This window comes from Sulfitobacter sp. L-8 (assembly GCF_056859255.1).
Genome location: NZ_JBSXOD010000008.1, coordinates 1 through 14313, shown reverse-complemented (window position 1 = coordinate 14313; position 14313 = coordinate 1). Strand labels below are relative to the sequence as shown.

Annotated in this window: 14 protein-coding genes; 10 read left to right on the top strand and 4 right to left on the bottom strand. The window is 56.5% G+C overall.

The features are described from left to right. Positions 1 to 436 precede the first annotated feature (436 nt). Entirely contained in the window at positions 437 to 775 is a 339-nt protein-coding gene (locus AC13DE_RS00275) for a hypothetical protein (protein WP_483046646.1), read from the top strand. Here AC13DE_RS00275 and mobQ read toward each other — a convergent pair. Continuing rightward, entirely contained in the window at positions 765 to 2054 is a 1290-nt protein-coding gene (gene mobQ / locus AC13DE_RS00270; RefSeq protein ID WP_483046645.1) for a MobQ family relaxase, read from the bottom strand. The two genes, AC13DE_RS00275 and mobQ, sit on opposite strands and share 11 nt — an antisense overlap. A gap of 644 nt (positions 2055 to 2698) precedes the next feature. Here mobQ and AC13DE_RS00265 point away from each other — a divergent pair. The 7 genes from AC13DE_RS00265 to AC13DE_RS00235 all read left to right on the top strand — a co-directional run bounded on the left by AC13DE_RS00265 (position 2699) and on the right by AC13DE_RS00235 (position 9931). Then, entirely contained in the window at positions 2699 to 2986 is a 288-nt protein-coding gene (locus AC13DE_RS00265) for a mobilization protein (RefSeq protein ID WP_483046644.1), read from the top strand. Then, positions 2986 to 4641, top strand: a complete 1656-nt coding sequence (locus AC13DE_RS00260) for a type IV secretory system conjugative DNA transfer family protein (RefSeq protein ID WP_483046643.1) — start codon at positions 2986 to 2988, stop codon at positions 4639 to 4641. The genes AC13DE_RS00265 and AC13DE_RS00260 overlap by 1 nt, the downstream gene beginning before the upstream one ends. Positions 4642 to 4659: 18 nt before the next feature. After that, positions 4660 to 5223: a hypothetical protein gene (locus tag AC13DE_RS00255; protein WP_483046642.1), complete on the top strand. Its 564-nt coding sequence runs from the start codon at positions 4660 to 4662 to the stop codon at positions 5221 to 5223. 237 nt (positions 5224 to 5460) lie between these two features. After that, on the top strand, positions 5461 to 6495 hold the full coding sequence (locus tag AC13DE_RS00250; RefSeq protein ID WP_483046641.1) for a replication initiator protein A: 1035 nt from the start codon (positions 5461 to 5463) through the stop codon (positions 6493 to 6495). A 132-nt stretch (positions 6496 to 6627) separates the two neighbouring features. Next, entirely contained in the window at positions 6628 to 7296 is a 669-nt protein-coding gene (locus AC13DE_RS00245) for a ParA family protein (RefSeq protein WP_483046640.1), read from the top strand. A 323-nt stretch (positions 7297 to 7619) separates the two neighbouring features. Then, positions 7620 to 8945 carry a DNA cytosine methyltransferase gene (locus AC13DE_RS00240; RefSeq protein WP_483046639.1) on the top strand — a complete coding sequence of 442 codons (1326 nt, stop codon included), beginning with the start codon at positions 7620 to 7622 and terminating at the stop codon, positions 8943 to 8945. Further along, positions 8945 to 9931, top strand: coding sequence for a PmeII family type II restriction endonuclease (locus AC13DE_RS00235; protein ID WP_483046638.1), 987 nt, complete (start codon positions 8945 to 8947; stop codon positions 9929 to 9931). The genes AC13DE_RS00240 and AC13DE_RS00235 overlap by 1 nt, the downstream gene beginning before the upstream one ends. Here the strand turns inward: AC13DE_RS00235 and AC13DE_RS00230 are convergent. Beyond that, positions 9928 to 10467 (bottom strand): recombinase family protein, encoded by a 540-nt coding sequence (locus tag AC13DE_RS00230; protein WP_483046637.1) that lies wholly within the window; start codon positions 10465 to 10467, stop codon positions 9928 to 9930. The genes AC13DE_RS00235 and AC13DE_RS00230 overlap by 4 nt on opposite strands. Before the next feature lie 271 nt (positions 10468 to 10738). On the opposite strand from AC13DE_RS00230, the gene AC13DE_RS00225 reads away from it, so the two are divergent. Next, positions 10739 to 11665 (top strand): GGDEF domain-containing protein, encoded by a 927-nt coding sequence (locus tag AC13DE_RS00225; protein WP_483046636.1) that lies wholly within the window; start codon positions 10739 to 10741, stop codon positions 11663 to 11665. Positions 11666 to 11668: 3 nt separating this feature from the next. Next, positions 11669 to 12094: a hypothetical protein gene (locus AC13DE_RS00220; RefSeq protein WP_483046635.1), complete on the top strand. Its 426-nt coding sequence runs from the start codon at positions 11669 to 11671 to the stop codon at positions 12092 to 12094. Positions 12095 to 12215: 121 nt separating this feature from the next. Here the strand turns inward: AC13DE_RS00220 and AC13DE_RS00215 are convergent, their stop codons facing one another. Next, positions 12216 to 12974 carry a DUF1883 domain-containing protein gene (locus AC13DE_RS00215; RefSeq protein ID WP_483046634.1) on the bottom strand — a complete coding sequence of 253 codons (759 nt, stop codon included), beginning with the start codon at positions 12972 to 12974 and terminating at the stop codon, positions 12216 to 12218. Positions 12975 to 13234: 260 nt separating this feature from the next. Then, on the bottom strand, positions 13235 to 14119 hold the full coding sequence (locus tag AC13DE_RS00210) for an ArdC family protein (protein ID WP_483046633.1): 885 nt from the start codon (positions 14117 to 14119) through the stop codon (positions 13235 to 13237). Between the last annotated feature and the right edge of the window lie 194 nt (positions 14120 to 14313).

The following is a 14313-nucleotide window of genomic DNA, read 5'->3' as shown; positions in this document are numbered from 1 at the left end:
GGGCGGGCCTTCCTTCTCTGTTGTCTGGAATGCCCATGCATTCCGGACGGCAGAGCAGGTAAGGGCAAAGCCCGTCCTGCGGCCCGGCGGGGCCGTGACAACCGGGTGGAGGGCGTGAATTTGGGAGGGAACCGCGCGCCTCGCGCGTGGGAGGAACCGGAATTCTCGACCGGAACCGACGCCAAAGGCGGCGCTTGCCGGTTTTCTCGGACCTGCCGGGATGGCAGGCGGATCAGAAGAAGCTTGAAACTGTCAGGGGTGGGGTGAGCGGGCGTCAGCCCGTCGATCCCCGGCCCTGTCTATCGCTCAGAGCGAGACCGGCGTGCGCCGGGATCACTGAACTCTATCGAGCCATTCCCTGCCCGATAATATACGATTGATGCCTTGGTTAGATTCGGGCAGAAGAATATCATCATTGTTTCTGTTGATATGCGCTATGAACCAGACGGCTGAAATCGAACTAAACGTGACCACCGAACAAGGCCTTCGGGCGCTTGCCGAGGAGGGCTACACGGTCGAAGTGCTGTGCAAAGCCGATCCTGAACGCAAGGGTCCAAGCTGGTACGGTCTGTGGATCATGCGGACTGTTGGCAAGGACGGAAACGAGAAAATCCTTGTCACTGCCAGGACGCGAGTGACACAGAATGCGATCAAGGTCCGTGAATTCAAGACGGCCACCGGCGTGATTTCGTTTCTGGTCGGTGTCGGCTTCTCTCAAGCGAGCATTCCCATGAAGAACGGAGAAACGACTTCACATCGCCTTGTCAGTGACTGAGGCCCGGATCACGGTCGATATCCCGATCTTTCTCGACTTCCTGTTCCTTCTCCTGGTCGCGTTCGTCCTCGACCTCCAGCTTTTCACGCGGCTTGTTCAGAACGTCTTTCAAGCGCTCGTTGACGGACGGCTTGCGCGCCTCGCGCCCTGTGCCCTCGCCCAGATCATACTCGCTGTGACCGTCGAGCTTGTGAACCGCCGCTTGGCCATCGCGGCCCGCGTCTTTCTCCATGATCTCTTTCAGCCGCTCCCGCGCATAATTGCGGCCTTCCGGCTTTGGCGTGTCGTCCTGGTCCGGTGACCGGCCCACAACGCGCGCCAGACGTTCCCGGAAATCCTCAGGGTTTCGGTCGCGGTCGCGATCTTTCGCGGTCGCAGCCCTGAGTGCTGCCAGACCAGCAGAGACACGACCCTGCCCGGCCTCACGCTCGATGCCATAGGTCTCGCGCGCCAGTTCCAGCCGTGCGCGCATTTCGCGGAAGGCGGCGCGGGCCTGGCGGGCGGCATGGACCACGGCCCCGCGCTCGGTGACGGGTTTGTATCCCCGTCCCTGGCGCTCGGCCATCGCCTTGGCCCGGCGTTCCATGGAATTGGCGGCTGGCCCCAGCTTCAGCTCGGGGTCGCGGTCCAGTTCCTCCGCCGTCAGCTCGTCGCCCCGCTCCAGCGCCGCCTCGCGCTGCGCTTCCAGCGACCGGTGATCGACGCGCTCCACCTCCCCTGCCCGCTCCAACGCACGGTTCTGCAATTCGGCCCATAGGCCGCGCATCTGCTCGATCTCCACGCCGCCCGTCTTTGCGGAATCGAGCACGCGGGTCTTGGCGGTAAAGCCTTCGGCCTCCAGCTTGCGGGTGGAGGTCAGAACGTGCGCATGATGGTTCCGCTGATCGCCCTCGCGGTGCGGGGCATGGATCGCCACATCGACGGCCACGCCGTAGCGGCTGACCAGCTCCTGGGCGAAGTCGCGGGTGATCTGCGAGCGGTTTTCGGCGCTGATCTCTGACGGCAAGGCCAGTTCCCATTCGCGGGCAGTGACGGAGTTGCGGCGGGTCTCGCTGGCCTCGACCTCGTTCCAGAGGCGGGACCGGTCCGTGGCCCAGTCCGGGGCATCCTTCGGTGCCAGAATGAAGGTCTCCTCGATCCCCTGCTTGCGGGTGTAATCGTGGACACGGCCTTCGCGCTGGCATTCGATGCGCTCGCCAACACGGTAGGCTGCGGCTGCCGTGGCAGAGCGCCCGGCGCTGCGTTTGATCGTCTTCACAGAGAGGTGGTAGCTGGCCATGCGCCCTACCCCGCCCTTTGATGCAGACGATACTGAAGCGCGGCGATGCTGACCCCGGCCCATGCCTCAACATGGGCCACCGGGTCAGCCGTCTTTTCCCCGTTGGATCGCGCCCTGCCCCGGCGCGATACGCGTAGAAAAAACAGCCCGGCTGAAGCGAGCCTCTGGCTCTCTGAGGCGCGGGCTTGCCAGTGATCTGCCCCCAGATCCTCAGCCTCATGGGGGGCGGGATATGGGGACAGATCACTGGCGGTTTGCCTGGGGCAAACCCGGTATCGCGAAGGGGCGTCAGCGCCTGGGCGCGATACCTTCCGCAAGGGAGACGCAAGCGGCAGACCAGCCCCCACCGTGGGGCATCGGGCGAGACGCTGGCGCGACCTTGCGGGACGCGATCCAACTGCCAAAGTTGGCCCTGGAGAGTTTGAGAGGCCGGGAGGGCCTTTCATTCCGGCGCGCATCGCGTCGGACGGTGTTCGCCATCGGCTGAGGCCCTGCCTCAAGGAGATCGCACGCAAATCTCGGAACCGCAGGTGGAGAGTTTGCATAAGTGCGCCCTTGTCCTTTACAGGCCTACGGGTAAGCGCTATCGCTGGATGTGGCAAGCCTAACCTTTCCACCTGCCTTTTCAAAGATGGAGACACCGATTGGCCGAGACCGAGCTGGAACGCGCCGAGAAACGATATGCCCAGGCCAAGGCCCGTCTTCAGGCGTTGAAGAACCGGGAAGCCACTCGACAGCGCAAACTCGATACCAGGCGCAAGGTGATCCTGGGTGGTGCGTTGCTCGATCTTGCGGAGCGGGATTCCGGTGCTGCCGCCATGCTCGACCGGCTCGTGCGCAACCTCGCCCGTGAACAGGATCGCAAGGCCTTCGCGGATTGGGATGCCCCCTCCCCTGCCTCCTCCAGTTCTGACCCGGAAACGCCGTCCTGATGCGGGGCGTGATCCACCTCTTTGACGGACTGTTCCGGTTCTTCGGTCGGTTGATCTTCACCCCCATCCTGTTGGGATGGATGATCGGCGCTGTCCTGTTCGGTGCGATGATTGGGTTCATCATCGGGGGCGTCGTGGCCATGACAGCGTTCGGCCCTCCGCTTGGCAACTCTGCCTGGGAATGGGCCATCATTGCGCCGCCTGTGTTCATCGGGGGCGTCTTCGGATTCCAGTATTGGCGCAAGACCTCCGGGGCCGATGCCTTCTTCGGGCTGACCGGTGACAGCCACGGTTCGGCCCGCTTCGCCAACCGCAAGGAGCTGAAGAAACTCCAGCGGGAAGACGGCCTTCTGATCGGGCGCAACCCGCACACCGGACGGCTGCTGCGCTATGACGGTCCGGCCCATCTGATCACCCTCGCCCCGACGCGGGCCGGGAAAGGTGTCGGCACCGTCATCCCGAATCTGCTGGCGGCGGAACGCTCGGTCCTGGTCATCGACCCCAAGGGCGAGAATGCCAGGATCGCCGGGGAAGCCCGGCGGCGGTTCGGAACGGTCCATGTCCTCGATCCGTTTGAGGTCTCGGGGATGCCCTCTGCCGCCTACAACCCACTCGACCGGCTGACACCGGACAGCCTCGATCTGGGTGAAGATGCGGCCTCCCTGACAGAGGCGCTGGTCATGGACCCGCCGGGACAGGTTACGGAAGCGCATTGGAACGAGGAGGCCAAGGCCATCCTCGGCGGTCTGATCATGTTCTGCGTCTGCCACGAGGACCGCAACCGCCGGACACTTGCCACCGTTCGGGAATATCTCACCCTGCCCCCGGAAAAGCTGCGCGCGCTGCTGGAACTGATGCAGGACAGCGATGCGGCGGGTGGGCTGATCGCCCGCGCCGCCAATCGCTTCCTCGGCAAGGCGGATCGCGAAGCCGCCTCGGTGCTATCCAACGCACAGCGCCACACCCATTTCCTCGACAGCCCGCGAATTGCCAAAGTGCTGTCGCGGTCGGATTTCCACTTCTCCGATCTGCGCCACCGGATCACTTCAGTGTTTCTGGTGCTGCCACCGAACCGGATGGACGCCTACAGCCGCTGGCTGCGCCTTCTGGTCTCTCAGGCGCTTCAGGACATTGCGCGGGACGCTGAACGGCCTCAGGACGCGTCTGAGGGGCGTTCTGAGCGCCTCAAGGCCCCTGCCCTCTTTCTCCTCGATGAATTCGCCGCCCTGGGCCGTCTGGAGGCTGTGGAGCGCGCCATGGGGCTGATGGCAGGCTATGGCCTCCAGCTCTGGCCCATCCTGCAGGACATGAGCCAGCTTAAGGACCTCTATGGCGACCGCGCGGGCACCTTCATCGCCAATGCCGGGGTGCAACAGGTCTTTGGCGTGAATGATTTTGAGACGGCAAAATGGCTGAGCCAGATGATCGGCCAGGAAACTGCCGGGTTCCAGACCGACAGCTACAAGCCGGGGGACAATCCCAGTTTCTCCAACAACCTCACGGGCCGCGATCTGCTGACCCCCGATGAAATCATGCAGATGCCGCCCGAGTTGCAGCTTCTCCGCGTTCAAGGCCAGCCGTCGGCCTTGGCTCAAAAGCTGCGCTACTACGCCGACCCCGAGTTCAAGGGACTGTTCGTCCCGCAGGACCAGTGATCCGAAGGATGAAACGCCATGACTGACACGCCTGACCCAGACCAACCGGAGTTCCCTGCCCTCTCTGACAAAGAGCTGCGCGAAACCCTTGATCTCATGGCCACGGCGGTCGCCAGCATGTCCAACCGGATCGACGGTCTGACGACAGTTGCGAACAGGCAGATTGAGGTCTCGACCGAAGCACGGATCGCAGCCTTTGCGGCGCGGGATCAGACCAACCCGAAGAACTATGGCGAACTGGTCGGCGCAACGATTGATGGAAAGATCAACGACAATCTGGTGCGCATGGGCCAGATGTGTGTCGATCTATTCAGTGCTTCAAACAGGGCACAGGATGCACTCAAGAAAGCTGAAGAGGATAAATCAGCAGCTCTTCGCCAAGTCTGGAAACGTGAACAGAAAGCAGAGCGGTTGAAAGCCCGCCTGCCTTGGTTCGGTCTGGGTGCCGTGGTTCTGGCTTTGGCGATGACGGTTGCTCTGCCTCGTTTCTTAGCTAGCAACGCTTCAGCTTGCGCTGTCCTTGGAGCTTCTTGGACGGCCACAACAACGGGTGTCGATGCCTGCGTGTTCTACGCCGAGTGATGCACTGATTCTCTCTTGGCCGTGACTTACTCACAGGCTCAGCCAAAATCTGCCAGTGTTATATATGTGTTAGAATCTGTGTTACGTTCTTTCAGAGTGACATTTTATATCGTATTTTCAATAGCTTGACCAAGTGTTGGGTAACTGATAACACGAATATCGGTAACTGAAATCCTGCTTTTGGTAACTGATAACACGAATCTTGACGTGGGTAACTGAAAACACGAATGTAGGCTCATGGTAACTGAAAACACGAATGCCTTGGCTCCTCTCCTGCCGGATCGTCATCCTCAACACGATCTGTTTATCTGTGATGTTGCGGATGCGATCCTCAAGGATGTGATGCAGCATATGGAGCACCCCTTTTATTCGCTATCGAAGAAGCCTGAGACGTCGGTCAAACGTTACCGGAACGGTGAAAATTGGTTGGAAATAACGCCCAGTGTTAAAGGTCTCGCAACGATCTACGACAAGGATATTCTGATCTACTGCATTAGCCAGATTATGGCGAAGCTGAAGCTGGGAGAGCAGGTTTCGCCTCGGGTCCGGATCAACTCACGCGAACTTCTGATTTTCACCAATCGTGGAACAAGTGGCCGCGAATATCAGTCCCTTCTCGATGCGCTGGACCGTCTCGAAGGAACCAGGATCAGAACCAACATCGTTAGTGGAGACGAGGAACAGATTGATGGCTTCGGGTTGATTGATGCCTCGTCAATCAGGCGGAAACACGGGATGGATGGTCGTCTTCTCTGGTGTGAGGTGAAGCTGTCGGATTGGGTGTTCAATGCGATTCGAAAGGAAGAGGTTCTGACCCTGCACCGGGACTATTTCCGCCTTCGGAAACCCATTGAACGCCGTGTATACGAGATTGCGCGCAAGCATTGTGGACAACAAAAGACCTGGCGGATCACGTTAGCTAAACTGCTTCTGAAGACGGGTTCACAAAGCCCAGAGAAACGCTTCCGTCAAATGATCCGGCAGCTTGCTCAACATGACCATTTGCCTGACTACTACGTAGCATTCGATGATGAAGCAGACATCGTGATCTTCAAAAATCGCGGAACCATGTTCCCTGCTCAACTGATCGAGGGCCAGGTTCCACCTTTACAGCCGGAAACATATGAAGATGCCCGTCAGGCAGCCCCCGGATGGGACGTTCGTTTTCTTGAGAGAGAGTGGCGCGACTGGACTGTAGAACCGCCTCGCAATGTGGATAGGGCGTTTGTCGGGTTCTGTCGGAAATGGTTCGAGAAGCGCGGCAGGCCATAGATCAGGTGTAAATCCGGTAAGAGATATAAAACCGGTAAGAGAAACAATATTGGTTGTAGAAATATTACTGGTATTGAAAATAAATCCGGTAAGATATATAAAACCGGTAAAATAAATCAGAAGGTTCGAGCAATGCCGGTTATCGTGATGGCAAGCCCCAAGGGCGGCGTCGGAAAGTCTACCTGCGCTGTCCTCCTTGCGTCAGAGTTTGCCCGCATGGGTGCGCAAGTTACAGTTTTGGATTGCGACCCCAACAAGTCATTGACCCGATGGGCCTCCCACGGCCTCCCAAAGGGCGTAACGCTACACGGTGATGTTGGCCGCTCAGAAATCGTTCCAACAATCCGGGGCGCGGACGGAGACGGAAAAATCGTAATCGTGGACCTCGAAGGCGTGGCATCGCAAATGGTCAGCCGTGCAATCTCGCAGGCAGACCTGGTGATTGTGCCCATGCAGGCGACTGCGCTCGATGCCGAAATCGGTTCTGAAGCTCTGGCACTTGTAAAAGAAGAGGAAGAAGCGCTCGGCCGGACAATCCGCCATTCTGTGGTTCTTACAAAAACAAGCGCTGCTATGAAAAGCCGCGTCCAGAAAGAGCTGGAAGGCCAGTTGCGCGGGGCAGGGATCGACATGATCGAACCATCGCTTGTCGCTCGTGCAGCGTTCTCGGAGATTTTCGCCTATGGCGGCGACCTGACCGCGATGATGAAAGACCCTGAAATGGTGACCGGCGGCAAGGTCGATAAGGCTGTCGCGAACGCCAAGGCATTTACGGAGGCTGTTTATGAGCGGCTCAAATAGACTGGCAGGGCTAAAGGCTCGCCCAAAGCAGACGACCGTTGAAGAAGTCCGGCGTGTGGACGAAGTCGGCGAAGCTAGAGGATTCGTTGACCGAACCCCACGTAAGAAACCTGGGCGAAAGCCAAGTCCGCGAACCCACCAACTTCACCCCAAGGTATTTCCAACGGTAGGGGAGGCTATCGCTGCCGAGGCAGAGCAACTAGGCATAACTCAAGGCCAACTGATCGAACAGATGTGGGATCTTTACCAAACCGAAAGGCGTTCCTAGTTTGTTCTTATTCGGATAATGAAGTTTGGGACGTCGCATGATGCAGGATAGAATAATGAAACAAAAAAAGTATAAGACTCTATCGTTATTCTCCGGCGCTATGGGCCTGGACCTCGGAATCGAGGACACAGGCTGCTTCGACTTGCTAGCCTGCATCGAAAAGGAGGCTTCGTTCTGTGAAACCATCCGGCGGAACCGGGACGCTGGACGTTTACCAGCTCACTTACGCGTTTACCAAGAGGACATTTCGACCTTATCGCCCGAACAAGTGATGGCCGATTGTAATCTCAAGCCCGGAGAACTCGACTTGCTCGTTGGTGGGCCACCTTGCCAGTCATTTAGTACGGCGGGGAGGCGCGGAACTGTCCAGGACCCACGGGGAATGCTCATTTGGCAATTTCTCAAGTATGTAGAGGTTCTGCAGCCCAAGTTCTTTGTGATGGAAAATGTTCGAGGGCTTGTCTCGGCGGCTCTAAAGCATCGCCCCATTGCTGACCGCCCGGAAAAGGGTGGAGCTCCGCTGAGCGCAGATGAGGAGCGGGGTTCAGTAATTCGACTCTTCGCCCAAGACCTTCAAAATTGCGGCTCCACAGCATATCACATGGACTGTTTTGAGGTGAATGCAGTCAACTATGGAGCACCACAGCTTAGAGAGCGAGCGTTGTTCATTGGGAACCGATTCAACACACAAGTTGATTTTCCTGATCCAACACACGGTCCCGGTCAGAATGGGTTGAAACCTTGGCGAACACTTCAAGATGCTATCGGCGGTCTGAATGATCCGGGTGAAGTAATAATGGATTTCAGCCCACGGAAGAAAGGCTATCTCGGTATGGTTCCTGAAGGCTCAAACTGGAGAAGCCTTCCTGAAACAGTTCAAAAAGAGTCGATGGGCAAAGCTTGGCACGCAAAGGGCGGACGCTCGGGATGGTGGAGACGTTTGAGCTTCGATTTACCTTGTCCGACCTTGGTAACGATGCCAAATCATGCCAGCACGTCTCTCTGTCACCCAACCGAAGTTCGGGCGCTCACTCTTAAGGAATACTCTCTGATTCAAGAGTTTCCCGACGAATGGGAGTTTTTCGGGACCCCCACGCAACAATATGCTCAAGCGGGTAATGCAGTACCGGTACGGCTTGGCAAGATCGCAGGCAATGTCGTTGCAACCGCGCTGAACAACCTTAAGAAACAAGGCTGGCAGAAAGACACGAAAGCCATCGATGACTATCGGATAATCTATGTTCAGTCGCATGTGCGTACCCGTCAGTGGTTCAAAGGTGGCGAAACCAAAGTTTGGAAAGCCGGGAAGGCGAACAAATCAGTACAATATGCTGCTCCTGTGACCCGTCGCAGCCAGCGCAACATGGCCGAGGTTCAATAATGGCTGGCCATCCTGACCTTCCAAAGAAAGTTCCGGCGCTTCTCCTCAGCAAAAAAGAAATCTTTGATAGCCTCAAAGTGATCGATAGTGACGCAAAGGCTCGAGATCGAATTCTCGCTATGGAAACGGAGTTTCGCACTAAAATCGGCACACACATTAAGGGCTTGCCGCAAGCGAGTTCGAATTTCGCCAAATTCTATACAAGCCCCTTTGTTCTAATGTTTTATTCTCGGCAGAAGTCTTACTCTCGTGTTGAGCAGATCGAGAAAGACTTGGTTCCCGCTAAGGTGTTTTCATCTATGGAGACATCAGCAGGAAACATGGTCGAGAAGGTTGTCTTGCCAGTCTACGGTTGGGAGGTCGTGCATAGCGCGATGCACTCACATGAATCCCTTCTTGATGGGCGCAAGATTGATCAACAGGGGAGTAAATTTGTCGGGGCAACTCTTAAAAGTGGACCGCGTACGCTCAACGACGACATGGCCAAGAACATAGGTAACGAAGTGGTCGAAAGAGCCTCCTCCTGGGCGGTTAACCATGGGGTCAAAGAGGTCGATTTCACCTACGGTGTGCTCTACGGCACGAAGAAGCAATCAAACAAGAAAGATTGGCATATCCTGCGCAATATCGACGAAGCAAGACCCAGGCAGTCGAGCTTAGTCACCTCGCATAAGGGTGCCTGGTCCGTCGCTTATTCTGACGGGCCACTTTCAGTTTCTGCTACGGTTCGCGTCGGAATTGAATGGTGGGAATATCTTGGCGGCAAAGACACTTGGATCGAGCTGTGTTGCGCATTGATCCGATCCTGCATCACACCAGCTAGCGGAAAACAGGCTGCCCCGACCTACACGATTTCTGATCTACCTGAAATCTTGGATATGTCTGTTATCGATCGATCGTACAACGTGTCGATTCTACAGAATAGCCAGCTCGAATGGCTACTTTTTCTCGCGCGCCACTTCTCAGACGGATTCAAAAATAGCTAGGCTCTTCTGATAGTTCGCTCGCTGACTTTGAACAGTCGCGCGATCTCAGGGACAGCTCGGTGATCATCATCCCTCATGCGCCGAACTTCGTCCTTCTGGACGGGCGTCAGGGCAGGGGGCCTGCCTCCGATCCGGCCCCGCTTACGGGCGGATGCCAAACCTTCCCTGGTCCGTTCCGAAATCCTCTCCCGCTCAAACTGGGCGATGGACGCGAAGACATGGAACACAAGACGGCCTGCCGGCGTCGTCGTATCAATGTCCTCGGCCAGGGACCGAAAGCCGGCACCACGCGCCCGGATCGTCTCCACGATCTCCAAAAGGTCTTTCAGGGACCGTGCCAGGCGGTCGTATTTCGTGACGGTCACAACATCGCCGTCACGGAGCTGATCCAGCATCCTGCCCAGTTCAGGTCGTTCGCGCTTCGATCCGCTGATCTTGTCGGCGAACAGCTTGCCAGCTCCTGCCGTTGTCAGCGCGTCGGTCTGAGCATCAAGGCTCTGGTCGTCAGTGCTGACGCGGGCATATCCGATAATCATGCCTCACTGTGACAAAAACCTGCCAAAACCGCAAAGGTTTTGCCGCAGGTTTTTGTCCGGCCTAAGCGATTGATCTTGCGTGGGGCAGGGCAGGGCGGCACAAAGGACCGTTTTTGGCGCATAGGATTTGTTTGAAGGGTAGTGTTCGGCGCTTCAAACCTTGCAATTGATCCAGACAAACCCGAAAGTTGTTAGCAAATCACGTACCTCTCGGCTTCCGATGTGGATATGCTAGGTCGGGGCTAAAGTTCAGAACTTGCCGGAAGCGCGAATGTTTAAACCTGTATCTGTTTTGAAGATCATTGCCTCAGTCGTGGCATTCCTAGCAGCACTCGCCACGCTCTTGGCGCTTTGGGAGCCATTCACGCCCCTATTCAATGAACTGGCCGCACATTCGTTCGTGGTTAACTCGATGCTGTTTGCCGCGACAATCTTTTTGGCACTCTTAAGTTCATTTCTATTTTTTAATTCGAAACTCTATTTCGCTCGGGCGAAAGTTCAAAACTTGGAAATGCAGATTGCAACGATGTCAGCTGTCATCGAGAAGTCTGAACGGCTTCGAATGACTGACGTGATCACAGGCATTCCAAACCAAGAACAATTCTTCATTGACCTGGGGAAGGTTTCAAACGCGGTTTCCTATGACTCCCCATTCCAACTCATCTTCATTGATTTAGTCGCCTTTGGGGACATCAATAAGAAATATGGTTATGCAACAGGTGACAAAATTATCGAGTATTTTGCTCAATCTGTGTACGAAACGATGCGCAGAAACGAGAGCGTCTACAAGATGCCGTTTGATGAGCAACCCGCAGGCTCAGAACTATGGCAAAGAGCGTACCGGAAACATACTGGCGGCGATGAATTCCTGTTCATGATCGGTGGCACTGAGGTCGACGCTGTGGGCTTTCTGGTTCGCTTGCAACGCCGCGTCATGACAGAGCTGACCCACCATATTCAGTCTGAAATTTTGAAGAACACAGATTGGTCACTGTCTTTCGCTGCTGCTGTCATCCCGATATACCCCAATGACACGAGGGAAGACGTGTTTCAGAGGGCTCATGAGGGCATGCGTGTAGCTCGACAGCCCGGAAGTTCTTGCCGTGTTTTCTGGGCATCAAAGACAAACCCAAACGATCTCGAAGATGGCTGGCAAAAGAAAATTTACGAAGAAGCATCACAGAGGTTCGGGGAATAGTAATTGGCTTTTGGCTGGACATACCAAAACAGCGGGCTTGGTCTGCGTGAGGATGAGTTTTCGTGGCAGGGTTCTATTGAGAGCGATCCGCGTTTCTTCCTTAGGCGATCCAAGGATGAAACTGAGAAGGTCACGGACCTTCTGTTTGGGGAGCTTTCAGACGATGCCGTCGATCCGCTGCTTGCTGAGTTCTTGCGCCTGTCCGGTGGCATAGACGAAAAGCGGCTAGTATTCACGAGTATCAGCCGACGGGGTGATAGCCACGACGTCACAGTCGCTAACTTTGATCGTGTTGCAAAGATTGGAACGAAAGTAGTGGTGCTTTTAGGTGGATTTGTAGACAACAGCTTCCTTGACCAAGACGGCAATCACTGGAATGCCGTCTTAGAACTCCAAGGATCCAATCCTGCGCAGGGTAGGGCGGTATGACAAAGACGACCGTTTTTGGCCGCTCTTAACTACTATCACCCACGATCCCAATCAGACTGCGGAGCTCGTAGTTCAGCGGTGCCTGTTTTAGAAGTTGATAAAGCGACATACCAGCTAAAGGTTACTCTTTCAGAAGACCGAAGATTTCTTGCGCGATTTCATCGACCGTGTGCGTGGCTGTGCTCCGCGCAACCTTGTCGGCAAGGGAAGGGCTGAAATCCATGACCTGCTGTTTCGTGATCTCGTGCCAGATCGGCAGTAGAATTTGCTCACCAGAAACAGACCGGGTGACGATCCCATCCAGTTCATAGTTCGTCCACCCCTTGCTAATGAAGGAAGGGGAGATCACCACGAGTCCGACGCGGCTTCTGGCCAGACCAGCGTCAATCTTGCGGCGCAAGCTGTCGCCGATGCGAAGGGTGAATTCATCGTACCAGACCCTAAGCCCTTTCCCCTGAAGGGATTCAGCCAAAGAGCGGACAATCGAATCCTTGTCTTCTGAGGCGTGAGAAATGAAGACATCGTAAGCCTCCGCGTCGTCTGTCGCCGCTGGAGGCATGTCCCGGACGAGGCCAGGAAGTGAGTTCAACGGAGCCTCACGAATTTCCGGCAATGGATTTGGCAGAACACGAACGGACGCACGTGTCGAACCTCGTAGTCCCTGCATATCAATCGCGACGTGCCAATGACCGCTACTAGGTATTTGCAAACGAACAGGAGATTTTCTAGCTAATCCGCCAATATACTGATGCCGCCGTCCATTCCTGTAATTGGAAAAGTTGGAACTCGTCATCAAGCGAACGTTTGCACCACTGGTAAGTGTAACTTCAATAATCTCACCACGCTGCCGAGAACCTAGATCGTTGTGAATAAATTGCACGTTTCCTTGCCTTTCTCGCGGATCAGAACTCCATGCCCGCCATTTTTGATTAGATATTCCCGTAACGCTACGGCACGAAGGCTTTCTGTTCTACCGGGCATTTCATGCCCGTCCGCGCGAAGCGCCGGGCCTGTCGGCGGGTGGCCTTCAGGTTGCCCGCCGATAGGTCACCCTGAAACTGCCATCACCACGATCACGCCAGAACGCAGAAAGCCCCCGCCTGCTGACGGGGGCCTCGATCATTTCGACGTTGCGGGCTGTTACTCGGCGGCCATCCGGTCGGTCTGCGCGGTGCGCTCCATGATGTAATCCACGGCCTTCTGCGCCTCGGATGCGGCACGGAAAATCGTGCGGCTGTCTTCCTTCATCGCCTCAAGCCATCCTTCGACATAGGCCGCGCTCTGGTCGAATTCAGGCTCTACATCGATCTGCGCGCAAAGCATGCAGTTTCCAATTTCCGCGACCAGCTCCTCGAACGCATAGGCCTTACGGTCATTGAACCGGCCAAAACGGTCCAGCCGCTTCGTTGCCCCTGTCCAGTGGGTCAGTTCATGCGCCAAGGTGCCGTAATATCCTGCGGCCCGGTGAAACGTGCTGATCGGCGGCATGTGGATGCGGTCGGTCTTGATGTTGTAGTACGCGCGCGGCTCCTCGGTCACGTCGATCTGCGCGCCGGTCGCGGCAAAGAAAGCTTCCAGCTCTAGGTCGGCCACGGTGCCAAGATCACGGGGCGGATCAGGCAGGATGTAGAATTCATCGGGCAAACCCTCGATCTGGTTGGCGTTGAACACGCGGTAGGCCTTCGCATAGGGGATCTGACGTTCCTCGCCGTTTTCGTCCTCACGCTCAACAGTGCCGTACTTCACGACGGTCGCGGATTTCTCGCCCTTGCGAACATGGCCCCCAAGCTGCTTGGCCTGATTGAACGTCATCCAGCGGGCTGAACTGTAATCCTTGGCCATCGCTGTCGCCCAAAGCATCAGGATGTTGATACCCCGATAGGCCTCGCCGTTGAACCGTTCCGGCAGGCTGACCCCTGCCCCTCCGCCAGTCCACGGCTTGCGCCAAGGCGGCGTTCCCGCCTCGATCTGCGTGATGATCTGATTGGTGACATGGGTGTAAACGTCAAACTTCTCTGCGGTCATTTGTGACCCTCCTTCGCGTGACGCGGGCCGGGTCTCTTCCCCTTTCCGCCGATGGGCGGGCCTTCCTTCTCTGTTGTCTGGAATGCCCATGCATTCCGGACGGCAGAGCAGGTAAGGGCAAAGCCCGTCCTGCGGCCCGGCGGGGCCGTGACAACCGGGTGGAGGGCGTGAATTTGGGAGGGAACCGCGCGCCT